Genomic DNA, 25435 nt, shown 5'->3' on the forward strand with positions numbered 1-25435 from the left:
CCCGTCGGAACAGAATCCGATCGACAGCAGCATTGTAGACTAATCGACTCACGACATTCCACCAATGGAGAAACTGATCGACCCCGTTCATGCTCATTGTTGGGGCAAGCTCACTGGCGTTTGGGGTGGCGATGCCGACTAGGTCCCCTCCCGTCCACCGCGAAAGGGCCGCAACCCGCGAGCGAGGTTCGCGTGGCGAGCGCCGTGCTCGCCTCCCGTGGGAACCATGACCAATCGGCCGGGCGACGGATGACCGTCGCGATCCTCCTCTCCCGCGACTTGCGACCAAACGCGAGCGGATGACTGCGTCGGCATCGCCCACGCCCCCGCCGAGGGTTGAGGGAGGCTCGGTTCGACCCGCGTCTCGTTTGAGAGTGGCCGACGGGCGGACTGGTGATTGCCGACGACGGGGATGGAGTTCGCTCCGGCGAAAGTAATCGCCAGAAGTGCGCCGAGACCAGCGACCAACCCCGGAGTCGCCCGATGCCGACGTTCCTCCCCCAGCGTGCTCCACGGCAGGAGACACTCCGCCAGTCCGCGATACCAAGTCGTCTGGCTCTTGCCCGCGAGTTTCGCGGTCTTCGACGGCGACGCGGCGACCGACATCTTCAACGCCGCACCACCGGTAAGAACGCACTCGAGGTCGGCCAAGAGATCACTCATCGTCTGGTAGCGGTCCTCCCGGTTCTTCGCGACCATCCGTTCGAAGATCGCCTGGAGCCTCTTGGGGACATCCGACCGGCGCTCCGCAAGGCTCGGGATCGGATCGTAGATGTGGGCGTGAATCTTTTCGAACGATGACGAGTGCCCATAGATCGGCTTGCCGGTAAGCAAGTAGCAGAGCGTACATCCGAGACTGTAGATGTCCGCGCGGGCGTCCGCGTCCTTCATGTTCGCGGCTTGCTCGGGGGCGATGTAGTCCGACGTCCCCATCACGATGCCGGTCGCGGTCAGTTCGGGATTGGCTCCCGGCATCGACTCCGAATCCAGTCGGGCCAACCCCAAGTCGAGCACCTTGACCGTGCCGTCGGGAGCGAGCAGCATGTTGCCCGGCTTAACGTCGCGGTGAACGACCCCACGCTCGTGAGCGTGAGCCAACCCGCGGGCGGCATCGATCGTCGCCTTCACGGCTTGCTCGACGCTCATCGGACCGAGACTGGCCACGTAGTCGCACAAGTTCGGCCCATCGACCAGTTCCGTCACCAGGTAGTGATGGCCCCGGTACTCGCGTGCATCGAGCGCGGTGACGATGTTCGGGTGGAAGAGACGGGCGGCCGCCTTCACCTCACGGCGGAATCGACGGACGTTCTCGGGCGAGGCGAGCGCCCACGCCGGCAAGAGCTTCAGGGCGACCTCGCGCTCCATGTGGCGATGATAGGCCCGAAAGACGACCCCCATTCCGCCCTCGCCCATGTGATCCAAGAGAATGTAGTCGTCGATGCTCGGCCGATCGACCAGATCCGCTGGCAGAAGGGCCGCGAGATAGAGCCGGAGGTCATCGTCGCTCGAAAGCGACGTGCTGATGGAGGCCGTGTCGTTCGCGTTGGGGACGTGGGTGATGATTGACTGGGGATCCGATCGCGTCTCCGCGTCGGCGTCCACGGCAGCTTTCCCGAATTCCGAGAGGGTATACGACATGTAGGAATTCCCAAAGATACCTGGCTTCGTACGAAGAATTGGTCGTCGGCCTTTGGAGCGTGGCCCCGAACTCGTTGTCGCCCGTGGACCCTCCACCAAGTGGTTTCCACGAAGAGCGGCGGAACAAGCGAATCGGCTCGATCACTCGATGCCTCCTCGCGGAATCCCGTGCCGACGCAGCCAACTGAAGCCTGAGCTGGCATTGAAACGGAGATTCTCGTGTTCCGGCGGCGACAACGCGCCACGTCTCTACAGAGGAGAACGTTTCGACGTCACTGAATTCCACTCAAGTCGACCGAGAATTCGCCGGTTCCTGCGGAAAAGGACTCTATCGCCCGTGTCGCGGACGCCTTCTCATTTCTTTCGAGCCACCGAGGAGGAAGCGGGGCAAACCATCGCCGCCTTTCTCCGCTCCCATCAAGCACCATTGACGTGGTCGCAAGCCAAACGTCTGGTCGGATCGAGCAAGGTCCGCGTTTCGGGGAGCCTCTGCCTCGATCCCTCCCGCCGGCTCCAAGTGGGCGAAGAGGTGGAGATCATGACTCATTCAGCCCCCTCGGCTCCCGTCTCCGACGACGTCGTCCTCCGCTACGTCGATCAGGACATCGTCGTGGTCGAGAAACCGAGCGGCATGCCCAGCATTCGCCGACGGGAGGAGCGTCAGTGGAAGCGCCGGCGCAAGGAACTTCTACCGACCCTCGACGAGGTCGTCCCTGAACTTATGGACACCACCGAGCGACTGCGAATCCTTCATCGCCTCGACCGCGAGACGAGCGGCTTGCTCGTAATGGCCCTCAACGCCGAGGCCCAAGTGGGCCTGCATCGCCAGTTCGCCGAGCACACCGTCCTGCGACGCTACGTCGCCATCATCCCGGGAAACCTCGAGGCGATGACATTTCGAAACTACCTAATGCGCGATCGGGGTGATGGCATTCGCGGGGGAAACGACGATCCGGCCAGTGGCAAGTTGGCCGTGACGCACGTGGAGCCCGTGGAGACGCTAGGGGACTACCAACTCGTCTCCTGCCGGCTCGAAACGGGGCGAACGCACCAAATCCGCATTCATCTGGCCGAGCACGGTCATCCCGTCTGCGGCGAACGCGTCTATCACCGCCCGCTCCAGGGCGAGGCGTTCGTCGACCGGAGTGGCGCCCAACGACTGGCTCTGCACGCGGGGGAGCTCGGCTTCGTTCACCCCCGATCGGGCGAGACGCTTCAGTTCGACATGCCGGCGCCGGAGGACTTCGAGCGTCTCCGGCGACGACTCTCGAACCGGCGGCGTCCAAGGTGAACGACGCGTTGGCAACACCTTCGCGTTCGAGGTAACGTAGCCCTCGAGGAAAGCACCCATGAACCATCTCGACGCGACGCTGCTCAAGAGTGCCACCCAAACGCATCGCCACGTCGGGACGGAGATCGAAGTCCTCTCCGAGACCGACAGCACCAACGACCGCTGTCACGAGTACGCCCTTCAGGGACGTCCGGCCGGACTCGTCATCTTCGCCGATCACCAATCCCGAGGCCGAGGCCAACACGGCAGCCGTTGGGTGGCGCCCCCCGGCACCGCCCTGCTCTTCTCGATCCTTCTCGAACCTCCCGAAGCGCTCGCGGGGCCGGTCTTTCTGACCGCTTGGTCGGCGCTCAGTCTGGCGGAAGTCCTCGGCGGACTCGGCCTCGATGCGCGCATCAAGTGGCCGAACGATCTTCTGATCGACCAGAAGAAGCTCGCCGGCATCCTCACCGAACGCCGACGCGGCGCCGTCGTCGGCATCGGACTGAACGTCACCGTCGAGAAAGAGGACCTACCGAGTGAACTCCGCCTGCCGCCCACCTCGGTGGTCGCGGAGGCCCAGCGTCCGGTCGACCGGACCGAATTGGCGATCGCGATCCTAAAGCGGCTGGAGCAACGCTTTGCCGAAGCGATCGACCACGGCGCCGAGTCGATCCTCCAAGCCTGGACATCGCACGCCCTGCATCAGCCCGGTGATCGCGTGATCGCCGTCACCCGGCAACTGACGCTCGAGGGCGAATTGACCGACTTGCGCCCCGATCGCGGCTGTCGTCTTCTTCGCACCAACGGCACCGCGACCACCATCCCGCCAGAGGAACTTCTCCGTTTGGACTTTGCGTGACCTCCACGCTTCGCCTAAGATGCCTCGTGACATCCGAGTGCCCCGCCAAGACCCGCTGTTCGGGTACCACTGGCTGCTTGTCACCCAGTGAGAACGAGTCGCGCCACTGACAACCCGAAGCTAGACGTTTGACCATGCACTAGTTTTGTTCCTCCCAACGTATTGCTTCCCTGACTTGGGCCGACTCACGCTTTCCCCTGACGTCGAGGTAACGCCGTGACTCTTTCGAACGTCGCTCGCGGAGCGTTTCTGACCACGCTGCTGCTGCTTCCCAGCTTCGCCCACGCCAACAAGAGTGGGACCGAAAAGCCGAACTTCATCGTCGTTTTCTGCGACAACCTCGGCTACGGCGATATCGAGCCCTTCGGCTCGAAGCTCCATCGAACGCCGAACTTGAACCGCATGGCGCGCGCGGGACGACTCTTCACCCACTTCTGCGTCAGCGCCGGCGTCTGCACCCCCTCGCGAGCGAGCCTGATCACCGGTTGCTACTCCCAACGGGTCAACCTGCATACCAACGAGCGTGACGGGATCGTCTTGCGACCGATCTCACGGTACGGCCTACACCCCGAGGAAGTCACGATCGCCGAGGTGCTCAAGGGGCTCGGATACACGACCGCCTGCATCGGGAAGTGGCATCTCGGGGACCAGCCGCCGTTTCTGCCGACCGCTCAGGGCTTCGATCACTTCTACGGCATCCCCTACAGCGACGACATGACCCAGGAGGTGGGCCAGCGGATCGGAAATCGGCTCGATGGTACGAAGTGGCCCCCGCTACCACTGATGGAGAACGACCGCGTCATCGAGGCCCCCGTCGATCGCAACGGGCTGACCAAACGCTACACCGAACATGCCGTGGAGTTCATCAAGGAGCATCGCGACGAGCCCTTCTTCATCTACCTCCCGCAAGCGATGCCCGGAAGCACGAAGAAACCCTTCGCGAGCGAGGCCTTTCGCGGGAAGAGTCGTAACGGTCCTTGGGGAGATTCGATCGAAGAACTCGATTGGTCGATCGGGGAGGTGCTCGACACGCTGGTCGAGGAAGGGATCGACAAGAAGACGCTCGTCGTCTGGACGTCCGACAACGGCGCTCCCATCTCGCGGGTGGTGGGCGATCACTCGCGCGGCAGCAACCTCCCGCTGCATGGTCGCGGTTACACGACTTCCGAGGGAGCCTTTCGTGTCCCCACCGTCATGTGGTGGCCTGGAACCGTCCCGGCCGGTACCGTCTGCACGGAGCTTTGCTCGACCATGGATCTCTTGCCGACCTTCGCCCATCTCGCCGGCGGCAAGGAACCTCAGGATCGGGTCATCGACGGCCACGACATTACCGCGTTAATCGAAGGCAAGCCGGGGGCCAAGTCCCCCTACGAGGCCTTCTACTACTACAACGCCGATCAGCTCCAAGCGGTCCGAAGCGGCCCCTGGAAGCTCTTTCTCCCACTCGATTCCTTCCGGAGCCATCCGCATTTCAAGAAGGGCGAGTCGTCCGAACCACTCCTCTTCAACGTCGTCGAGGATATCGGCTCGACCAAGAACGTCGCGACGAGTCATCCCGAGGTCGTCGCCCGACTGACAGAACTGGCCGAGCGAGCCCGGAAGGAACTAGGTGACCAAGGCCGTCCAGGTCAGCAACAACGACCACTTGGCCAAGTCGAGACGCCGACGCCACGGCTCTTGAGCCAATGAGGCCGTCGCGGCCGGCTGAGATCATTTCGTCGGCCGAAGGGAGAGTAGCCCACGTTCGGACTGTTCATCCATCCCTGACGACGTCGTGGCGGAGACGGGTGATCCTTCAATGGAGCAACTTCCGCTTCCACAGCGATGGCAACCGCGATGGTGTCCGCAGCCGACGAGGACCATCCCCAAGACTCCCATCGCCACCCAACTCACGATCATGCGCATCATCGCCATCCCCCCCCCATTCCCCGAGGATTCCTCGAACTCGGATTCCGTTCCGCTGACGTGGGGAGCTATCGGCGATCGAGCCAAAACACTCGGTGAGCCAGGACACACTTGGAACTGCTTGGACTCCATTCGGTTGATCGACCCAGAACCCGGGAGGCATTGTTGCTACGATGCGATAGTCGTCACTCAATGTCCGTGTGGAAGCGAATCCCATGACGAACTGCTTGCGAACATCGCTCGTGCTCCTGTCGGTTGCTGGCCTGCCCAGCGTCGCTCGGCTGGACGAATCGTCGGAAACCGATGCTCGGGAGGAGGCCTTTCAGCGAATTGAGTCCCTATCGGGGAAACGCTACCTCGAAGGGGGACAGGAAGCGGAGTGGAAGCGACTCGTCACGCGCATGGTTCAACGTGATCCGCGAGATCCGAGAGCCCTCTACTGGCAAGCCGATTGGCATGATCGCCACGAACAGATCGACGAGGCGACCCGGATCTGGCATTCGATGGTCGATGACCCCACCAGGGCCAACTCGACCTTCGCGTCGCGAGCCGCAGCTCGCTTGGCCAGTCTCGAACTCGCCGAGGGAGATGCCGCGGGGGCGGTCGATTGGGCCCGCAAGGCGGTCGCCTGGAATCCCCACAACGTTGAAGCGTTACAAACGCTGCTCGACGCATCCCTACGACTCGGCGGTCTCGAGGAGATGGCGACGACGATCGCCGCGTCGGCCAGGGGGAGCAAGCCCGATGAACTGGCGATCCCGGCAATGTACGGCGAGTTGCTCGTTCGGCTTGGCCGTTGGGACGACGTTTCCCGGTGGCTCGACGAGCAAGAGCGGGTCGCGGAACGCGAGCCGATCGCCCTCCACCTGCGCGCTTCGCTCGCGGAGATGCGAGGTCGTCCCCAGGAGGCGTTCGCACTCCACTTTCTCGCCTCGGAGATGGGCCCCGCTCAACTTCCCTTCGTCCAACGTTCCTACGACATCGTCGGCAAACTGGTCAATGGAGCGAACGTCTCCGAGAACGACCACAGTTGGCCCTACCTCGTTTGGCTTGCGTCGGCACCGGAAACCGCCGGTCAGGCGATCGCCGGGCTCAAGGCATTCGAACCGTCCACGCCCGCCGAGAAGCTCGTTCGCCAACATCTTCTCGCCCGCTCGCACGAGCGGCTTGGCCAGGTCGACGAGGCGACGTCGGCATGGAACAGGGCGCTCGAGCTGAGACCGAACTATGTCCCCGCGCTGGTCGCTCTTCAGAACATCCACGAGTCGCAAGGGAATCGAGAACAAGCGACCAAGCTCGGTGACCAAGCCCATCGGATCGCCCCGGAGAGTCGGATCGTCCGACAACACGACGCCCTGGGCGTGGAGTTGGAAGCCGTCCCGGATGGTGTTCGTATCCACGCGTTGGCGAAAGAGAGTCCCTTCTATCAGGCTGGGTTGCGCCCCGGCATGGTCCTGACGGAACTCGATCGCGAGCCACTCGGCGAACTCGAGCCCTCACGGCGATTCCAAGTCGTGCGGACGTTCGGCGGCGGGCGGTTTCGGGCTCTCGACACCAAGGGAAAACCGATCACAGGCGAGATCGACTACCTCTTTCCCGAGTACCAACCACCCCGTTAACGCAACGATGCCACCGGCGCTAGGTAGCGCCGATGGCATCGTATGACCCCTGTTCGCACTCAAGCCGAGACAACCGTTGCTAGCGACGGTCACGACCGCTAGCGACGGTCACGGCGCAACGGCCGGCCATTGGTATCGGTCGGGTTGTCATTGCCGTCGAAGCAACTCAACTCAACCTCCTCTGGCGACTTCATCTCGCGCCCGACGATGGTGAGGGCGACCTTCCAGTTTTGCTCGATCTCGACCAGTTCATGACGCTTGTTGTTCTGCAAGTAGGTCGCGATGTCGGGATCGACGACCAACTCCATGCGATGGACCCGCCCCCGCTGGCCGACGAACGTCAACATGCGGATGCAGTCGATCGCCATGCTTTCGACGGTCTTGATCTGTCCTGAACCGCGACACATCGGACATTCGCGGTAGAGGCTGCGCTTCAGCGACGGCCGGATCCGTTGCCGGGTCATCTCCACCAGGCCGAACGCCGACATCCGCAAGATCTTGGTGCGGGCCCGGTCCCGTTTGACCGCGTCGCGAAGGGCCTGCTCGACCGAACGGCGATGACGGTCCTCTCGCATGTCGATGAAGTCGTTGACGATCACCCCACCGAGGTCGCGAAGGCGCAACTGCCTGGCGATCTCCTTCGCGGCGGCGAGATTCATCTGGTAGGCGGTCTCCTCCGCATTGTCGTCGGCGCGGAAGTTGCCGCTGTTGACGTCGATCGCCACCAGGGCCTCCGACTGGTCGATCACGATCGATCCACCCTGCGGGAGGGGAACGGTCCGTTCCTGAATGCGGGAGATCTCCTCCTCGATCTTAAAGTGGTGAAAGAGCGGCTCGGGCTTCTCGTAGAGCTTCAGCCGATTCACGTAGCGCGGCATCACCTGCTGGAGGAACTCACGAGCTCGCTCGTAGGCGCTCGGCTCGTCGATCCAGATCGTGTTGATGTCGGACGAGAAGATATCCCGAATCGTCCGAATGATCATGTCGCTCTCTTGGTAGATCACCGCGGGAGAGCGCTGCGACTTGATCCGTTTGACGACGACTTCCCAGAGCCGCACGAGGTAGGACATGTCGCGTTCGAGCTCGCGTTTGGTCCGCTCGACGCCGGCGGTGCGAACGATGAAGCCGACATTCTCCGGGCGTTCGATCCCCTGCACCATGTCCCGCAACTGCCGACGCTGTTCGTCGTCGGCGATCTTTCGCGAGACGCCGACGCGATTGAGGCCCGGCATCAGGACCAGGTAGCGACCGGGGATGCTGACGTACGTGCTGAGCGTCGGTCCCTTGTTGCCAAGCCCTTCCTTGATGACTTGAACCAGGACCTCTTGGCCGCGACGGAAGATGTCTTGGATGGGCGGACGTTCCCGGGGACGGCGTGGATTGCCGCGCGGACGGCCGTTCGAACGACCATTGGACCGGCCACGACGATTCCCCGAACGCGACCGCGGCCCGGAAGGAACGAAGTCGTCGTCGTCATCGTCGTCGACCGAATCCTCCTCGATCTGGAAGTCCTGGGAATCGTCTTCGTCGTCGGCGGGATTGGAATCGGCGGCATCGGACGTCCCATTGGACTGCTCCGCCGAAGCGGCCTGCTCGTCGCTGTTCTCGTCCGACTTCGGCTTTCTGCGCCGTCCCCCGCGTCGTCGGCGCCGACGACGCTTGGGGGCACCATCCTCGCTCGACGCTTCGGCGGCGACGCCGGATTCCTCTTGTTCGCCCTCCTCATCCGACCCGGAGTCGTCATCCGACTCGGAGTCGTCGTCCGACGAATCCGCAACCGACTCGGAGTCGTCGTCCGACGAATCCGCAACCGATTCGGGCTTGGTCCCAGCGTCCGAGTCGTCGTCCTCCGAGGAGTCCCCGTCCTCGTCCTCGTCGGCATCGACGTCGTCGTCGGAAGTCTCGATCACGACGTCGGAAGCTTCCTCTTTCTCACCTCGCTCCGGTTCGCTCAGGTCGAGATCGTCGAAGAGGCCTTCGCCGAACCCACCGTCGTCGTCATCATCGTCCTCGGTCCGGCGGGGCACGCCCGGCTGGGTCTCGATGGGCGGATCCCCGTCCTCGGGGTCATCCTCGCCACTCGCGGACGCTTCGCCGCCGAAGCTCAGGTTCTCGTCGTCGTCCTCGTCGGAATCGTCATCCGAGTCGTCGTCGACATCCCGATTGGCGGCCGCTCCCTCCTCGAAGATGCCGAGCCCGAACGAATCGTCGTCTTCGTCGTCTTCATCCTCCCCTTCTTCCTCGTCATGGGGTGCCGGGACCTCTTCGGGCTCGACACGAGCGGTGACGACCACTTCCTCTTCGCTCGACTCGTCCCGCGAGGTCTCTTCCTCGTCTTGAGGCGATTCGTCGACGACCTCCTCGACGTCAATTTCGAAGTCCTCGAGATCGGGCAGTGGCGACTCTTCCTGGGCCTCACTCTTCTCGGACGAATCCTGTTGCTCGCTGGCGTCGGCGTCCTTGTTCGGGCCGCGGCCACCGCGACGGCGTCGACGACGACGGCGTTTGGGGCGTGACTGCTCGTCGGTGGAGGACGAGGACTCGGCGTCCGGGGGTCCCGCATCGTCCACGGAGTCATCGTCCGCGGAGTCATCGTCGTCGCTGGTCGACTCGACGTCGATCACGACGTCTTCGGGATCGAGGTCGCGCGAGGATCGGCCGCCGCTCGGCTTCGTGCCCGGTTCGCAGCTCTTGAGCAAGGCGTCGATGCCGCTGCCGCCTTCGAAGTAGAAGGGATCGACATCGGAGATGTGCAGAAACCCGTTGCGGCCGACACCGAAGTCAACAAAAGCCGCTTGAATGCTCGGCTCGATGTTGACGATCTTTCCCTTGTAGATGTTGCCGACGAACCCTTCGTTCGATTCACGTTCCAAATAAAGCTCTTCCAGGATCCCGTCTTCGAGGATCGCGATCCTGGTCTCCTCCGGTTGGAGGACGTTGATGAGCATTTCCTTCTTCATTCGCGGAAACCCTTTGGCTTGTGCCGTCGCCAACACGTCGACGGCGCCGGAGGCGCGTCGTCATGTCGGCAGCGCCGCGAGTCCGTGACCGATGATGGGTCGCCGGAGGCGCGGAGGTACTTGTTTCAACCATGTCCCGGCGCTGCGCCGTGACGCGGCGCCTCGGCCAATTCCACGCGAGAACGGACCAGGACGGCTCCTTGCTCGGTCGCATGATCGAGCCCAAGCAAGGAGAGAATCTCTTCAGGACGCGCCGTCCCCTTCTCGGTCACCGCGGTCCGGAAGCGGACCTGGTGATCGTCGACGGCAAGGTCCAACAGCCAGGGACGAAGATCGATCGTGCGATCCGGTTTGCCCGGACGCCGCCGATGTGTCTCCAGCGTCGATGCGGCCAACGCCTCGGTCGCGAGTTCGCGCAGTGGCGCGGACGGCGTCCCGGGAGGTAGCTGCAAAGAGTACTCAACCGCCGTCACGCGCGCCCGCTCCTTCGAGGGATGACGCGTGACGCTCACAATCTCGAGGCCCGGCACGGCCTGCCGTCTCAAGGCCTCATCGACTGATTCCAACGGTGGCATCGGTGCCAACTCGACTTCAATGATCTCATCGCGTCCCTCGATGCCCAACCCAAGCGAGAGCGGGCTCGAGACGCGCGGCTTAGGGTGAAACCCCTCAGAATAACGCAGCGGAAGCTGTGTCCGCCGTAGGAGTCGTTCCCAACACTGCAAAAGGTCTTGATGACCGATGAAACGAAGTGGTCCGACTTTCCGAAAGCGGATGCGAACCTTCTCGCGAATCGCGTTCGCATGGGGAAGTGGCGCTTGCGCCAATGGCTCAGTCCATTTCATCGACAAACTCGGGGACAACTCGGCGCGTTCGATCCCGTAGGAAACTCGTGATTTCGCTCGCGGAGTCCAAACGCAACACTCGTCCCGCAACCCTTTTAGCATCCTCAAGGCTCACGGAGCGAATGATTTTCTTGATTTCCGGGATGTTGTGCGGCGCGACGCTGAACTGCCTCAGTCCCAGCCCAAGCAGCAGCGGCGTGTAAATCGGGTCGCCACTCATCTCTCCACAAAGGCTGCAATCGACGCCGTGCCGATTCGCCGCCTTGATGATCTCGCGCAACAGACGGATCACCGCCGGGTCCGAGGCGTTGAAGAGCGACGCCACCGTCTCGTTGGTGCGATCGACCGCCAAGGTGTACTGAATCAGATCGTTGGTGCCGATCGAAAAGAAGTCGACGTGACGCGCGAAGCGATCGGCCATCACCGCGGCCGAGGGAACTTCCATCATCATGCCGACGGGAAGATCCTTGCGGAAGGGGATGCCGAGTTCCTGGAGATCCTCCATCACGTCGGCCAAGACCATTCGCGCCCGCTTGAATTCCATCAAGGTGCTGATCAGCGGGAACATGATCCGCGCATCGCCCAGAACGCTCGCGCGCAGGAGCGCCCGAAGCTGCGTCTTGAACATCGGCAAGTTCTTCAGCGCCAACCGAATGCTGCGCAGGCCGAGCACCGGGTTGTTCTCCGCCGAGGCGCCGTCCTGATGGGGCTTGTCCGCCCCTAGGTCGAGAGTCCTGAAGATGACCGGCCGATCGGGACCGACCGTCTTGAGCACCGCCGCGTAAGCCTCGTACTGTTCTTCCTCGGAGGGAGCGGCGCTCTTGCTGTTGAGGTAGAGGAACTCGGTGCGGTAGAGCCCGATTCCCTCGGCGCCACGCTCGAGCGCGTGCTTGGCTTCCTCGGGGAACTCGATATTGGCCGAGAGGGTGACGCGGCAGCCATCAGTCGTTTCCGCCGGCAGATCCCGCAGCTTCCCCAAGCTCTCCTTGAAGCGCTGGAAATCGCGAACGCTGGTCCGGTAGCGATGAAGCATCGGCTCGTCGGGAGCGATGATCATCACGCCGTGGTTGCCGTCGACAATGACGGTTTGGTCGTGCTCGAGGCTTTCGGGGAAGCGGCCGATGCCGACGATCGCGGGAATCTCAAGGGCTCCGGCGATGATCGCGGTGTGGCTGGTCTGTCCACCCGCCTCGGTGACGATGCCCTTGACGAATTTGGGATCGAACGAGACGGTTTGCGTCGGCGTGAGGTCGTGGGCCAGGACGATGACTTCTCGGTCAATCTCCTCGATCGGGGCCCGATCGCCGGCCAGACGCGCGAGGATCTGCCGCTCGATGTCGAGCATGTCCTCGGCACGATCGCGGAAGTGGGAGTTCTCCATGCCGCGAAAGAAGCTGGCATACTTCTGCAGGACGCTTCGGACGGCGAACTCGACGCTGCAACCCCGCTTCTCGATCCGTTCGACGACCATCGAGCGCAGATGCGGGTCGCAGATCATGCGACGGTGGGCCTCGAAGATGGTGGCGACCTCGGGGCCGACCTTCTCGCTGACGACTTGAGCGTTGCTGGCGATCTCGTTGGAGAGTTCGGAGAGACAGCGATCGAGGCGTTCGATCTCTTCGGGAATGCGTTGGCTGGGGACGTAGAGGGACCGGATCTGCATGCCTTGACGGTCAAGCGTCAGGGCGGGACCAATGGCCACGCCTGAAGAAACCGCAATGCCGCGCAGTGTATCCATGGACTTCGTGTTGTGATCGAAAGGGAAGCGGCGGCGTGGCGACGCGTATCAGGGACTCGACGGGGCGACCGAGTCGCCATCCATCTCGTCAAATCCCGAGGCAACGAGCTGCGAGAGGCTGATACTGGCCGCTTCCGCATCCGGACCGCGTGTTTCCAGCACCAGGGCTGTCCCCTCCTCCGCAGAGAGAGATAACAGCTGAAGAATGCTCTTGCCGTCGACCTCGTCGCTTCCCTTTTGAATTGTTACGTTGCTTTCAAAGCAGTTCGCTCGCTCAACGAACAGCGACGCGGGTCGGGCGTGCAATCCCATGGAATTGACGATCACGACTTGGGAACGATAGTGGTTGGCATCGACGCGAACGGGAGTCGGACCTTGCGCATCGCCGTTCACATTTGCCGCCATCCCGGCTCCTCCACCTGTCGTGTCCCCCGTCAAATCCATCGCTAGATCGCTCGCTCGGTTGTAAGATTGCTCGGCCAGTCCCGCCCGGAGAAGACCGTCACGCCTCGCTGGCCCCTTGGGATGCCTAGCCGAAACGTGACCATCGTTGGACGTCGACCGCGGGTCTAGGATTCGAACTTATTGGCGTCCGCCTCGTCGAGGACCTCAATGATATCCTCGTCCTTCTTGGCCTGCCGTAGAAAACGGCAAAACATCTCGACGCGCAGATGACGCGAAATATTCTCGAGCGCCCGCAAGTGATCTCCCGGCCGATCGGGGGGAGAGACGAGCAGGAAGATGATGTCGACCGGTTCGCGATCGATGCTCGCGAAGTCGAGCCCCTTCTTGCTCACGGCGACCGTCCCGACCATCTTGTCGACGCTCGGGTGCTTGGTGTGGGGGACGGCGACACCGTTGCCGATTCCAGTCGACCCCAACTCTTCGCGTTTCATGATGGCCGCCACGATGCTCTCGAACTCATCGCTCTTGAGTTCGCCGGCATCGGCGAGGCCTTTGACGATCTCACGAACCGCATCTTCCTTGGTGACGGCTTGCAAGTCGTGGATGACTGCCTCGCGGACAACGAAATCGGCCAGCTTCATCCGTTGATTCTCCTCTGGTGGACCGAGTCAATGCTGTCCTTGCTCACGGACGCCTCGGCGCAGCCTCACCCTGTTTCCCTGGTGTTCAGACTTCTTCGCCGCCAGCGAAACCAGCCACTTCTCCCGACTGGTCAGGTCGCCCGCGGTGATGGTCTTGGATCTTCTCTTTGTAGCGGCGCAGTTGGCTTTCCATCTTCGACATCGCGCTGTCGAACGCCGCCGTGACGTGGGCATGGTGTTCACGAGCGACAAAGTCGTGTTTATGTTCCGCGGAGACAAGAAGCTCGAGCTGAGGCTCGCTTTTCTGAAAATCCACGGTCACCTGCACAGAGGTCAGACGATCGAAGAGATGGACAAGTTTTGGAATTTTCTTGTCAATGTATTCGTGGTCTTCAGGTGCAATGCTGCCATGCCGTGCCGAAATCGTCGTTTCCACTCAGTCTCTCCTCGTCGCCCCGGTGAGGTCTTCCGGGCTGGCGTGACGCCCACGATTGCGGGACGCTCGGCTCTCCTTTCGATTCTACCGAAAGGGGCCGACAGCTTCCAACGCATTGGTCTTCGTGGGACGCCCAAGACGCAAAACCGTGAAACGAGGGATTTTAGCAATTCCCAACAGTACCTTCAACTGGCCGCTGCCACCTTCCCCGGCAACCGGAGAGATTCGGCGATTGGAGAATCCGCACGATCATCGTCCCTTCCCCAAGGCGGCCTCGCCCCCTTCCACGCCCCGCCCCCTACGCTGAGCACCCAGCGTCAATCAGCGCAACAACTAAAGCAACAACATGTTACAACACACCATTCGACCGACCGGCGACTTGTGGGAGCATGACGCCGTTCCTCGTTGCTGCCAATCGCCCCCTTCCACCGCACGAGGTCATCCTTGAACTGTCCACGACAATCCCAAACAGATATCCTCAGCAGGAGCCATCGGAGTGGGGCAAGCTCGGCAGCAACCGGAAGCGGCCGACACCCCAATGGAGCAGCGGACGAGCCCGAGCGGCTAGGTCGACCAACGCCGACGTGGTTCAGACCGCTGCTCCACCGAGTCCACCAAGTCCACCGAGACGGGGGGCCGCGTGAGCCCAACATTCCGAAAACGGACCATTCGTTTCCCGGTCACCCTCAGCGTCGTGCTGATGGTGCTCAATGTTGCGCTGATGGTTTGCTGGATCGTCCTGCTGGCGAACTCCTCGTTCTGGAGCGCCTTGACGATCGGCACGATTCTCTTCGTGCTCATTCTTGTTGGGCTGGTGGTCTACCTCATTCTGACGATCAAAGAGATCAGGCTAAATCAGCGACAGTCGAATTTTGTCGACAGCGTCACCCATGAGCTCAAGTCCCCCATCGCCTCGCTGAAGCTCTACCTCGAAACACTCCAGCTCCGTTCGGTCGGCGAGGAGGAACGCCGACGCTTCTACCACTTCATGATGGAAGATGTCGCCCGACTCGATCACTTGATTAACCATCTGCTCGAGATCGGCCGGCTCGACGCGATTGTCGACGAAACCGTCCCGGAACAGATCGAACTCGAGCCACTTTTGCACCAATGCGCCGAATCGGCGTGCTCTCGGTACAAGAAACCGATCGAAAATGTCGACTTTGACATCGAACCGGTGCAAATGAGAGCGGGGCGACTGGCCTTGGAGATGATCTTTCGCAACCTGCTCGACAACGCCGTCAAGTACGGCGCCGACGATCTCGACGTGATGGTCACCGCCAAACGAATCGCCGACGATCGCGTCATGGTGCGCGTCGCCGACAACGGCCCGGGAATCCCGGCCGAACTTCGCAAGAAGGTATTCGGTCTCTTCTATCGGGGCGGCAATGAGCTGGAACGAAAGAAGCAGGGAACCGGACTGGGACTTTACATCGTCCAAACCCTCGTGAGGCGAATGAAGGGTCGCGTCAACGTCTATAACCGCGGCCGGGACGAAGGATCAGTCTTCATCGTGGAACTGCCCGGATGAAAAAGGGTCATCACATCCTGATCGTCGAGGACGAGGAGCACCTCTCGATTGGGCTGCGCTTCAACTTCGAAGCGGAAGGCTATCGCGTGGCGGTCGCTGGCGACGGCCCCAGCGGATTACGGATCTTTCGCGACGCCGAGCCCCCCATCGACCTGATCATCCTGGACCTGATGCTTCCGGGGATGAGCGGTTACGAGATCTGCCGCCAGATCAGGACGATCGACCCCTCGGTGCCAATTCTCGTCCTCAGCGCCCGGACCCTGGGCGAGGACAAAGCCAAGGCGTTCGACTTCGGTTCAGACCAGTATTTGACCAAGCCGTTTGAGCTGGTCGAACTGATCAGCCGAGTCCGCAACCTCCTCGAACGCCGCCACGGAGGCCACCCGGTTTCTCCCGAGCAACAGGAGACAGTCAGCTTCGGGACCGCCGAGGTCGACTTCCGAACCCACGAGGTCAAGGTCGCCGGCGAGCCGCGAACGCTCACCCCCTTGGAACTTCAGCTTCTGCGTCTGTTCATCAACAACGAGGGCGTGGTCCTGACTCGCGGCGACATCCTCAAGGAGGTCTGGAACATTGACCCGCCGCCGGCGACCCGCACCGTCGACAACTTTGTCATGAGACTGCGAAAACACTTTGAGGAAGACCCGGCCAACCCCAAACACATTCTCTCGGTCCGAGGCGCCGGCTACCGCTTCATGAGCCGCCATGAGGACAGCCCCGAGAAGTAACCCCTTTACACACAAGCCATTGCGACGACCGCCCCGCATTTCGCTCAAGCGGTCGCGCCATCCCGACCTCTCCCGCCAAGCCCCCCTAAACCGCCTTTACAAAAGTTTGACACAACGCGGACAAAGACGTGACACGACGTTTTCACGTCCTCGTTAGAATACTGCCGATGTGATGAACGTAAGTCATGCGTCGAGCCTCGACCTCCTCGAGCGAGACCATGGGACGGAGAGCGGACTTCCTCCTTCACTCGGTTCATCACGCGGCGTCAGCAAGGAAGATCTGGCGCGACTCAACCAGGACGAAGATCCAGCCAACAAAGAAAGTAGGACCCCCGATGATCAAAGCCGCGCCTACGACGCCCTCCTCGAAGAAGCCCAAGCCACTGATCGACGACAATCGTCTCTACGAGGCGGTCAGCCCCTCCTCCTTGCGTTGGGACAACCTCTCCTGGCCAGTGATCGCCTGGATGGCGGCGATGCACTTGATGTGCTTGGCGGCTCCGTTCTATTTCACGTGGTCGGCGTTGGCGGTCGCGTTCGGCTTGTGGTTTGCCTCTTGCTGCTTGGGGGTCTGTTTTGGCTACCACCGCTACCTCGCCCATCAGGGCATGAAGGTATCGGCGCCGTTGCGGTTCGTGCTCTACATCTGCGGCTGCATCTCCGCCCAGGGCTCGCCGACCCAGTGGGTCGCGACGCACCGTCTGCATCACGCTCGCAGCGACAAGCCGGGCGATCCGCATTCGCCGAAGGAAGGCGTTTGGTGGTCCCACCTGACGTGGCTCTTCGCCAAGCAGGATCCCGAAGTGATCGAGATGCTTCACCGCAAGTACGCCCCGGACATGCTCCGCGATCCGCTCGCGCGATTCTTCGAACGCTGGTTTCCGGTCATTCCGGTCGCCCTCAGCGGGATCATGTACCTGCTCGGCGGTTTGCCGTGGCTCCTGTGGGGAATGGGTGTCCGCATGACGATCGGTTACCACTCGACCTGGTTCGTCAACTCCGCGACTCACTTGTGGGGCTATCGCAACTACGAGACGACCGACGATTCGCGCAACAATTGGTGGGTCGCGCTCGTGACTTGGGGCGAAGGTTGGCACAACAACCACCACGCCCATCCGCGCGTCGCTCGCTACGGCCACCGCTGGTGGGAGGTCGACACCACCTGGATGGTGATTTCCCTCTGCCGGGTCCTCGGCTTGGTCCAAAACGTCAACGACCGGATCCCGAGCGGTTCGCGTCGCATCTCGAAACGTCCCGCCGGGGCCGCCAAAGACACCAGCAAGCCGAAGGATCGACTCACCGAGCTTGAATCGGCGCCGAAGGAGTTCGACATCTTCGACGCCGGCGAATCGGAAGAGGATGAGCGCGAGCTCGAATCGCTGAGCGTTTAACGCCGTTCGCGATCCAAGTGAAACACGAGTGCTCGGCATGGACCATTCCCTGCCGAGCATTCCTTTTTTCACGACCTCGATCAGTGTCACGCTTGCGACGTGACTTGCCCAAAAGACGTTATGAAACTTGGCCAGCGGACGAGTGCTGTCTTATGATGGGCGGCATCAAGGTCATGGTCGTCCAATGGCCGAAGGACGGGGTCGACATCTCCACTCTCCCCTTCAGGGCTCCAGCAACGTCGGAGCCAGAGAGCAGAGTCGCGGCCCGAAAGATCAACCGCCTGGAACGTGCTCATGGCCCGTGGCTGTCTCTGCCTTGTATTGCACGCTCATCTCCCGTTCGTTCGGCATCCCGAGTTTGACGAGTTCCTCGAAGAGGACTGGTTGTTCGAGGCGATCACCGAAACGTACATTCCGTTGCTTCAGGTCCTCGAAGGACTCGAACAGGACGGCATCGACTACCGGCTGACCATTTCCATCTCGCCGACCCTCGCCGCGATGCTCTCGGACGCATTGCTGCAGGAGCGCTACCTACGTCATCTCGACAACCTCGTCGACCTGGCCCACCGCGAAATCGAACGAACTCGCTGGATCAAGCAACTCAACCGTTTGGCGAAGATGTACGCCGAGCGCTTCGAGCAATCGCGGGACTTCTTCAGTGATCGCCATGGTGGCGATCTGCTGCGAGCCTTCGCCCACGCCGGTTCCACCGGATGCGTCGAGTTGATCACTTGCCCGGCCACCCACGGCTATTTGCCGCTGATGACCAGTCCGCGTTCGACCTGGGCGCAGATCGAGATGGGGTGCCGCGAGTTCGATCGCCATCTCGGCCACCGTCCGCGGGGGATCTGGATCCCCGAATGCGGCTATGTCCACGGACTCGACCAACAACTCCGCGATGCCGGCATCGACTACTTCTTCACCGAAACCCACGCCCTGCTCTTCTCCAAGCCGCGCTCGCTTCACGGCGTCTACGCTCCCATCCGTTGCCCCGACAGCGGCCTGGTGGCGGCCGCTCGCGACTTCGAATCGACCCGGCAGGTCTGGAGCTCCGTCGAGGGCTATCCAGGCGATCCGGCCTATCGCGACTTCTACCGCGACGTCGGTTACGACCTCGAGTACGGCTACCTCCGGCCCCACTTGCACCGCCCAGGCCTTCGAAGCCAGACCGGCGTCAAGTACCACCGCATCACCGGCCGCACCGACGACAAGGACCTCTACGATCCCGAACTGGCGATGGCCAAGGCCAGGGAACATGCCGCCGACTTCGTCCGGCACCGCCGTCAGCAAGTCCAGTGGCTCGAAGAACAACTCGCGGGCCAACTTCCGATCATTGTCGCTCCCTACGACGCCGAGCTCTTCGGGCATTGGTGGTACGAGGGTCCCGAATGGCTCAACTCGGTCCTGCGCGACATCGCGGAAGACCGGGACTCCCTCGAAACGATCACGATCCCCGAATACCTCGAACGCTCGCGTGAACTCCAGATCAGCGAACCGGGTGTCTCCAGTTGGGGGGCCAACGGCTACAACCAAGTCTGGCTCGATCATTCCAACGACTGGATTTACCCCCACCTCCATGCCATGGAGGCGAAGATGATCGATCTAGCGCGCACCCACGCCGACGCGACCGGCCCGATGCGCCGAGCCCTCAATCAAGCGGCACGCGAGTTGATGCTGGCCCAGTCAAGCGATTGGGCCTTTATCATGTCCAACGGCACCGCCACCGAATACGCGACACAGCGGACCCAGACGCATGTCGTCAGCTTCGACTACCTCGCCCAGCAGATCGAGGCCGCCCGCGTCGATGAGAGTTGGCTTCGCGAGATCGAGTCGCGCCACAACTGTTTCCCGACAATTGACTACCGGCTCTACGCGTGACGCGGGAGGACATCGCGGTCGTCGGGGCTCACCGATCTTGACGGAGTCGGGTCGGGTTGGGTCGAGTCGGGATCGGGCAAGATGAATCGCCTCGACGACTGAGGCGGATGCACGTGACACCGGTGGAAACGGCATGTTCCTGCTACTGCTCCTGGCACTCCCACTCGCGGAAGCCGACACGCCAGCCCCCGAAGGCTCCTCCACTCTCGTCGTGGGCGTCTTCGAGTCTCCTCCCTTCGCCTTTCGCGACTCCCACGGTGACTGGACCGGCTTGAGCGTCGAACTTTGGCGGACCATCGCCAACGACCTCGGCACTAAATACTCCTTCAAAGCGTTCGCGCGCGAGAACCTCATCGCCGCTCTCGAGGCGCGGACCGTCGACGTCGGCGTCGCGGACTTCACCATCACGCCCGACCAGGAGCGTCACTTCGATTTCACTCATGCCTACTTCGCGTCGGGGCTGAGCATCGCCACCAGACGCGGCGTGGAAGGTCTCGCCGAGACGATCTTCGTTCACCTCTCCGACCCGATCCACCTCTACGTCATCGCCACCCTGGCCGTGATGAACATCGTGATCGGGCTACTTATCTGGTGTTGCGAACGGAATCACAATCCGCAGTTTCACGGCTCACCCTACCTCGGCATTTGGCATGGCTTGTGGTGGTCGTTTGTCTCGATGACGACGGTAGGTTACGGCGACAAGGCCCCCATCACCTTCCTGGGACGAATGCTCGGCATGTTGTGGATTCTCTCGGGGATCGTGCTGATTTCGATCTTCACCGGATCCATGGCCTCCGCGATCACCGTCAATCGACTTCAGCCGAGTGTCCGCGGCCCGGAGGACTTGCCGCGCGTGCGCGTTGGGGCGATCAGCGACTCCGACGCGTCGCAGTACCTCGTCGATCGACAGATTCACCACCTCTCGTATGCCACCGTTTCCGATGGGCTCGCCGCCTTGGAGAAGGAGTCGATCGACGCCTTTGTCGGCGACGCCCCGCTGCTGAAGTACCGCGTGGCGCACGAGCACACGTCGCGACTCTGGGTGCTCCAGCATCCCTTCGAGCGAGAGTTCTTCGCCCTGGCGTTGCCGATGGGAAGCCACCAGCGGGAAAAGATCAACCGGGCTTTGGTTAACACGATCCATCAACCCGACTGGAACTTGGTGCTCTACCGCTACCTGGGGCACGGAAAACAATAGAACGTGTCAAACCAGCCGGATTGGGACCATGCGGTTGCGGGAAGACCCTCCGCGACTTACGATGGGACCGCTTCCACAATCGTTTTCCCACCTTTGGAGTAGCACACCATGCGTTCACTCTCATTCATCGGCCATGGCTCCCCTGCGCGCCTCGTGACCTTGGTCGCGGCGTTCGCCCTTTTCGCCACCAGCCCCGCGTGCGCGGAGGATGGCTTCACGACCATCTTCAACGGCAAGAACCTCGATGGTTGGACACTCGTGAAGAAGAAGGGCCCGGGCTACATCGTCAAGGACGACATGCTCGTCTGTCCCGCGGACGGAGGCGGGAACCTCTTCACCGAGAAGACCTACGCGAACTTCGACTTCCGCTTCGACGTGCGTCTCTCCGACGGCGGCAACAACGGCGTCGGTATCCGTTCGACCCTTGACGGGCACCCCGCCTTCGACGCGATCGAGATCCAAGTCTTGGACAACTACGCGAAGCGATACGCCAACATTCGCCCCGCGCAGTTCTGCGGCTCGATCTACGACGTCGTCCCCGCCAAGCAGGGCGCCCTCAAGAAGGCCGGCGAGTGGAACACGATGCAGATTCGCGCCGACGGCCCGCACATTACCGTCACGCTCAACGACGAGGTGATCGTCGACGCCAATGTTGACGACGTCACCGATCCCGCCGTGCTGAAGAAGCATCCCGGTCTGCGCCGCAAGAGTGGCCATATCGGCTTCCTCGGCCACGCCACCATGGTCGAGTTCCGCAACATCCGCATCAAGGAACTCCCCTAGTTCGCAGGGGCCTTCCGCTGCTTCCCCTGCTGGTGCTTCCCCTTCTGGTGCTCCCCCTTGTCCAAGGGGGAGTTAGTGGGGGTCTCCTCAAACCCACAACAAAACGACTCCCCTCTTTCCCCCCTTGGTCAAGGGGGGACGGAAGAGTGCCAACCTTGCTCAACCGCGGACGGAAGAGTGTCGACCTTGGTCTACGGGAGACGGAAGAAGCCCGTCTGGACCAAGCTGATCTATCGCCGAGGCGGCGTCTCGCTACAATTCTCCTGTGATGAGCACTGTCGACGCCGAGAGGACCGCGTCGCTCGCCGACTTGGCGGCGCGTTTGGTCAAGGATGATTCATTCCAGCGCCTGACGAAAGCGCTGCGCGCGGGCTCCAGCGGAACCATCGATGGAGCGTGGGGATCGTCTCGCTTCATGGCGGTCGCCGCGCTCGCGAAGGTCGCGCCCGCGACCACGGTCCTCATCCTCCCGCGAGCCAACGAGATCGAACCCGCCGTCGACGATCTTCGTTCGTTCGGCGTACCCGCGCCCTGCGTCTTTCCCTCCTTGGAAGAACCCGGCCAACAGGATCGAGCCAAACGACTCCGCGACGAGGCCTTCGGTCGTCGCCTCGCCGTGACCAAAGCGGTCGCCGGCGCCGATCCGCCCCGCGTCGTCGTCACCACGATTCACGCGTTGCTGCAACCGATCCCGACGCTCGACCACGTCCGCCGTCATAGTCGCGTCCTAGCCAAAGGGGAGACGGTCGACCTTGAGGAACTGTCGCAATGGCTCCTCGATCACGGCTGGCAACGTCGAGACGCGGTCGAACTGCCGGGCGAGTTTAGCCGTCGCGGCGGTATCCTTGATCTCTACTCCATCGATGCTGAGGATCCCTTGCGGATCGAATTCTTCGGCGACGAGATCGACTCGCTCCGCGAGTTCTCCGTCGAGAGCCAACGCAGCCTGGGCGAACGTGATCGGGCGGAACTGACCGCGCTGACCGGTTTCGATTCCGTCGAGGCGAAGCAACAACCGTCGGGTAGTTGCTTCTCGGAGATCTGCCCGGCCGGCTCCTGGTTCGCTCTCGCCGAGCCGACCGACATGAAGGCCGAGGGCAACCAGTACCTCAACCGGCTCGAAACCCCGAAAGAGCTCTTCACCGTCGAGCAGGTTTGGGGCAACGTGCTGCATCATCCGACCATCACGCTCTCGAGCCTGCCCCACGCCACCGTCGAAGAGACCTGTACCCTCGATGTCGAAACAGTCGAACGCTTCAGCGGCGACGTTCGACGCCTCGGAGAGGAATTCGACAAGTCGATCAACGACGGCCGCGTCCTGCTCGTTTGCCACAACGAGGCCGAGAGCACGCGGCTGGCCGAGATTCTCGCGGAGTGCCGACTCCTACGCGAGGGCCGCATCGCGTTCACGACCGGCCGGCTCGCCGAAGGCTTCCGCTGGATCAGCGCCGGCGTCGTGACCATCTCCGACCACGAACTCTTCCATCGCCGCGAGGCCCGCCGCGTCACGCCGCGACGGCGCCATCAGAGCAAGGCGATCGACAGCTTCCTCGACTTGCGCGAAGGGGACGTCGTCGTCCACCTCGGCCACGGACTCTCCATCTACCGTGGCATGAAGATGCTCGAGAAGAACGGGCAGCTCGAGGAGCACTTGCAGCTCGAGTTCGCCGACCAGGTGATGGTCTACGTTCCCGCGAGCAAGATCGGCCTAGTCCAGAAGTACGTCGGCGGCTCAAAGACCGCCCCGAGGCTCTCCAAGATCGGAGGCGTCTCGTGGGAACGCCGCAAGAAGGCGGTCGAGCGCGCGGTGCGCGATCTCGCCGGCGACTTGCTCGAAGTCCAAGCGGCGCGCGCGGCGCGGGCGGGGATCGCATTCCCTCCCGACTCGGTCTGGCAACGCGAGTTCGAGGACGCCTTCGAGTTCACCGAGACTCAAGACCAGCTTGTCGCGATCGAGGAGATTCGGGGCGACATGGAACGAGCGCGGCCCATGGACCGGCTCCTCTGCGGCGATGTCGGCTTCGGCAAGACCGAGCTGGCGATGCGGGCCGCCTTCAAAGCGGTTGAGTTCGGCAAGCAAGTCGCCGTCCTCGTCCCGACCACCGTGCTCGCCGAGCAGCACCATCGCACCTTCCAAGAACGCATGGCGGAGTTCCCCTTCGTCATCAAGGTCCTCAGCCGCTTCCAGACCAAGGGCCAACAGCGCAAGGTGGTCGCCGACGCCGCCGAGGGCAAGGTCGACATCCTGATCGGGACCCATCGGCTCCTCTCGCGCGATGTCGCCTTTCAGGATCTCGGCCTCGTCATCGTCGACGAGGAACAGCGGTTTGGCGTCGAGCACAAGGAGCGACTCAAGCAGCTTCGGCAGCAAGTCGACCTCTTGACGATGAGCGCGACCCCCATCCCGAGAACACTGCACTCGGCGCTGCTCGGGATTCGCGACATCTCGAATTTGGAAACGCCCCCGCGGGACCGGCTCGCGATCGAGACCCGCATCTGCCGCTTCGAAGCCTCGATCGTCAGACACGCGGTGCTTCGCGAACTCAACCGCAACGGGCAACTCTACTTCGTCCACAACCGCGTCCACGACATGAAACGCGTCGCCGACCGGATCCTCGAAATCGTCCCCGAGGCCCGGATCACGATGTGCCACGGCCAAATGCACGAAGACGACATCGAAAAGGCGATGGTCGCGTTCATCTCCGGGCAGGCCGACATCCTGCTCGCCACGACGATCATCGAGAGCGGCCTGGATATCCCCAACGCCAACACCATCTTCATCAACGAAGGGGACCGCTACGGCTTGGCCGAGCTTCACCAGCTTCGTGGCCGGGTCGGTCGCTCCGACAAGCACGCTTACTGCTACGTCATGCTCGACGACCGTCCGATCAATCCCGACGCGTTGCGACGCCTCAAGGCGATTGAGGAATACAGTTCGCTCGGCTCGGGATTCCAGATCGCCTTGAGAGACTTGGAGATTCGCGGAGCGGGCAACATCCTCGGCCCCGAGCAGAGCGGGCACATCGCCGCGGTCGGGTATGAGCTCTATTGCCAGCTTCTCGAAAACGCGGTTCGTGCCGAGCAGCGGCTGCCACTTAACACCTACCTCGACGTCACGATCGAGCTCGAGTGGAAGGCGTACCTACCGCACGAGTACCTGCCGGGCGAGCGAACCCGGATCGACACCTACCGACGCTTGGCCCGGCTCGAGAGCCCCGACGAGATCGACGAGTTCCGCCGCGAACTCGAGGATCGCTTCGGCCCCGTTCCCGAGACGGTGGAGCATCTGCTGCAACTGGCGGAGATGCGGCTTCTGGCGAAGATATGGCAGATCGAATCGGTTCGTCCCGACGACGCCGGTTCCCTGCTTGTGCAATTTCGCGACGAACGCCGAATCCGCACCCTCGCCGGACTGCGCGGTGACGAGCTCAAGGTCGTCGATCGCAAGACCGCCTATGCCCGGGTTCCCCACGCCGAGCGAAACGCGGCCGGCCACGCCCAACGCCTCAAACGCCTCTTGCAGCCAAACTGAAGATCGGCTATCGCCTGCGCCACGCGCCCGACGGATCGTCTCGATTCTTGTCGCGCGGCGCGCAGCGTCGCCGTG

General features: G+C 62.4%; 18 protein-coding genes. 11 read left to right on the plus strand and 7 right to left on the minus strand.

Annotated features, from left to right (window positions below):
* Nucleotides 1-138 precede the first annotated feature (138 nt).
* Nucleotides 139-1638 carry a serine/threonine protein kinase gene (locus Pan216_RS21575; RefSeq protein WP_145261273.1) on the minus strand — a complete coding sequence of 500 codons (1500 nt, stop codon included), beginning with the start codon at nt 1636-1638 and terminating at the stop codon, nt 139-141.
* Between the two features lie 337 nt (nt 1639-1975).
* On the opposite strand from Pan216_RS21575, the gene Pan216_RS21580 reads away from it, so the two are divergent.
* The 4 genes from Pan216_RS21580 (at nt 1976) to Pan216_RS21595 (ending at nt 7294) form a co-directional block, all read left to right on the plus strand.
* A complete protein-coding gene (locus tag Pan216_RS21580; protein WP_419192822.1) occupies nt 1976-2929 on the plus strand; it encodes an RluA family pseudouridine synthase in 954 nt (317 codons plus the stop codon).
* A 58-nt stretch (nt 2930-2987) separates the two neighbouring features.
* Nucleotides 2988-3770: a biotin--[acetyl-CoA-carboxylase] ligase gene (locus Pan216_RS21585; protein WP_145261277.1), complete on the plus strand. Its 783-nt coding sequence runs from the start codon at nt 2988-2990 to the stop codon at nt 3768-3770.
* Nucleotides 3771-3986: 216 nt separating this feature from the next.
* On the plus strand, nt 3987-5459 hold the full coding sequence (locus Pan216_RS21590) for a sulfatase family protein (protein ID WP_419192823.1): 1473 nt from the start codon (nt 3987-3989) through the stop codon (nt 5457-5459).
* 431 nt (nt 5460-5890) lie between these two features.
* Nucleotides 5891-7294, plus strand: a complete 1404-nt coding sequence (locus tag Pan216_RS21595) for a tetratricopeptide repeat protein (protein WP_145261279.1) — start codon at nt 5891-5893, stop codon at nt 7292-7294.
* 98 nt (nt 7295-7392) lie between these two features.
* Here the strand turns inward: Pan216_RS21595 and Pan216_RS28560 are convergent, their stop codons facing one another.
* The 6 genes from Pan216_RS28560 to hpf form a co-directional block, all read right to left on the minus strand.
* The gene (locus Pan216_RS28560) at nt 7393-10254 is read right to left on the minus strand and encodes an Rne/Rng family ribonuclease (protein WP_419192824.1); all 2862 of its coding nucleotides are present in this window, start codon (nt 10252-10254) and stop codon (nt 7393-7395) included.
* 125 nt (nt 10255-10379) lie between these two features.
* Complete coding sequence (locus Pan216_RS21610) at nt 10380-11099, minus strand: TIGR03936 family radical SAM-associated protein (protein ID WP_419192825.1); 720 nt, start codon at nt 11097-11099, stop codon at nt 10380-10382.
* A complete protein-coding gene (gene ptsP / locus Pan216_RS21615; protein ID WP_145261283.1) occupies nt 11086-12837 on the minus strand; it encodes a phosphoenolpyruvate--protein phosphotransferase in 1752 nt (583 codons plus the stop codon). The genes Pan216_RS21610 and ptsP overlap by 14 nt, the downstream gene beginning before the upstream one ends.
* A 48-nt stretch (nt 12838-12885) precedes the next feature.
* The gene (locus Pan216_RS21620; protein WP_145261285.1) at nt 12886-13242 is read right to left on the minus strand and encodes an HPr family phosphocarrier protein; all 357 of its coding nucleotides are present in this window, start codon (nt 13240-13242) and stop codon (nt 12886-12888) included.
* A 164-nt stretch (nt 13243-13406) separates the two neighbouring features.
* On the minus strand, nt 13407-13883 hold the full coding sequence (locus tag Pan216_RS21625; RefSeq protein WP_145261287.1) for a PTS sugar transporter subunit IIA: 477 nt from the start codon (nt 13881-13883) through the stop codon (nt 13407-13409).
* 85 nt (nt 13884-13968) lie between these two features.
* Nucleotides 13969-14319, minus strand: coding sequence for a ribosome hibernation-promoting factor, HPF/YfiA family (gene hpf, locus Pan216_RS21630; RefSeq protein WP_145261289.1), 351 nt, complete (start codon nt 14317-14319; stop codon nt 13969-13971).
* A 640-nt stretch (nt 14320-14959) separates the two neighbouring features.
* On the opposite strand from hpf, the gene Pan216_RS21635 reads away from it, so the two are divergent.
* The 7 genes from Pan216_RS21635 to mfd all read left to right on the plus strand — a co-directional run bounded on the left by Pan216_RS21635 (nt 14960) and on the right by mfd (nt 25360).
* Nucleotides 14960-15850: a sensor histidine kinase gene (locus Pan216_RS21635; protein WP_145261291.1), complete on the plus strand. Its 891-nt coding sequence runs from the start codon at nt 14960-14962 to the stop codon at nt 15848-15850.
* Entirely contained in the window at nt 15847-16578 is a 732-nt protein-coding gene (locus Pan216_RS21640; protein ID WP_145261293.1) for a response regulator transcription factor, read from the plus strand. Before Pan216_RS21635 ends, Pan216_RS21640 begins: the two co-directional genes overlap by 4 nt.
* Before the next feature lie 335 nt (nt 16579-16913).
* On the plus strand, nt 16914-17969 hold the full coding sequence (locus tag Pan216_RS21645; RefSeq protein WP_419192826.1) for an acyl-CoA desaturase: 1056 nt from the start codon (nt 16914-16916) through the stop codon (nt 17967-17969).
* Between the two features lie 294 nt (nt 17970-18263).
* On the plus strand, nt 18264-19847 hold the full coding sequence (locus Pan216_RS21650) for a glycoside hydrolase family 57 protein (protein ID WP_145261297.1): 1584 nt from the start codon (nt 18264-18266) through the stop codon (nt 19845-19847).
* A 133-nt stretch (nt 19848-19980) separates the two neighbouring features.
* Nucleotides 19981-21045, plus strand: a complete 1065-nt coding sequence (locus Pan216_RS21655) for a transporter substrate-binding domain-containing protein (RefSeq protein WP_145261299.1) — start codon at nt 19981-19983, stop codon at nt 21043-21045.
* Between the two features lie 108 nt (nt 21046-21153).
* Nucleotides 21154-21828, plus strand: coding sequence for a 3-keto-disaccharide hydrolase (locus tag Pan216_RS21660; RefSeq protein WP_145261301.1), 675 nt, complete (start codon nt 21154-21156; stop codon nt 21826-21828).
* Nucleotides 21829-22096: 268 nt separating this feature from the next.
* On the plus strand, nt 22097-25360 hold the full coding sequence (gene mfd, locus Pan216_RS21665; protein ID WP_145261303.1) for a transcription-repair coupling factor: 3264 nt from the start codon (nt 22097-22099) through the stop codon (nt 25358-25360).
* Nucleotides 25361-25435 lie beyond the last annotated feature (75 nt).

The organism is Kolteria novifilia, from assembly GCA_007748055.1.
In the GTDB taxonomy this organism is placed as follows: Bacteria; Planctomycetota; Planctomycetia; order Kolteriales; family Kolteriaceae; genus Kolteria; species Kolteria novifilia.

Excerpts from the sequence above, each read along its gene's own strand:
- Pan216_RS28560 (WP_419192824.1), bottom strand. The coding sequence starts at position 10,254 with ATGAAGAAGGAAATGCTCATCAACGTCCTCCAACCGGAGGAGACCAGG.
- Pan216_RS21645 (WP_419192826.1), top strand. The coding sequence starts at position 16,914 with ATGATCAAAGCCGCGCCTACGACGCCCTCCTCGAAGAAGCCCAAGCCA.
- Pan216_RS21625 (WP_145261287.1), bottom strand. The coding sequence starts at position 13,883 with ATGAAGCTGGCCGATTTCGTTGTCCGCGAGGCAGTCATCCACGACTTG.
- Pan216_RS21660 (WP_145261301.1), top strand. The coding sequence starts at position 21,154 with ATGCGTTCACTCTCATTCATCGGCCATGGCTCCCCTGCGCGCCTCGTG.
- mfd (WP_145261303.1), top strand. The coding sequence starts at position 22,097 with ATGAGCACTGTCGACGCCGAGAGGACCGCGTCGCTCGCCGACTTGGCG.
- Pan216_RS21650 (WP_145261297.1), top strand. The coding sequence starts at position 18,264 with ATGGCCCGTGGCTGTCTCTGCCTTGTATTGCACGCTCATCTCCCGTTC.
- Pan216_RS21610 (WP_419192825.1), bottom strand. The coding sequence starts at position 11,099 with ATGAAATGGACTGAGCCATTGGCGCAAGCGCCACTTCCCCATGCGAAC.
- Pan216_RS21585 (WP_145261277.1), top strand. The coding sequence starts at position 2,988 with ATGAACCATCTCGACGCGACGCTGCTCAAGAGTGCCACCCAAACGCAT.
- ptsP (WP_145261283.1), bottom strand. The coding sequence starts at position 12,837 with ATGGATACACTGCGCGGCATTGCGGTTTCTTCAGGCGTGGCCATTGGT.
- Pan216_RS21575 (WP_145261273.1), bottom strand. The coding sequence starts at position 1,638 with ATGTCGTATACCCTCTCGGAATTCGGGAAAGCTGCCGTGGACGCCGAC.
- Pan216_RS21655 (WP_145261299.1), top strand. The coding sequence starts at position 19,981 with ATGTTCCTGCTACTGCTCCTGGCACTCCCACTCGCGGAAGCCGACACG.
- Pan216_RS21595 (WP_145261279.1), top strand. The coding sequence starts at position 5,891 with ATGACGAACTGCTTGCGAACATCGCTCGTGCTCCTGTCGGTTGCTGGC.
- Pan216_RS21640 (WP_145261293.1), top strand. The coding sequence starts at position 15,847 with ATGAAAAAGGGTCATCACATCCTGATCGTCGAGGACGAGGAGCACCTC.
- Pan216_RS21620 (WP_145261285.1), bottom strand. The coding sequence starts at position 13,242 with ATGGCGGCAAATGTGAACGGCGATGCGCAAGGTCCGACTCCCGTTCGC.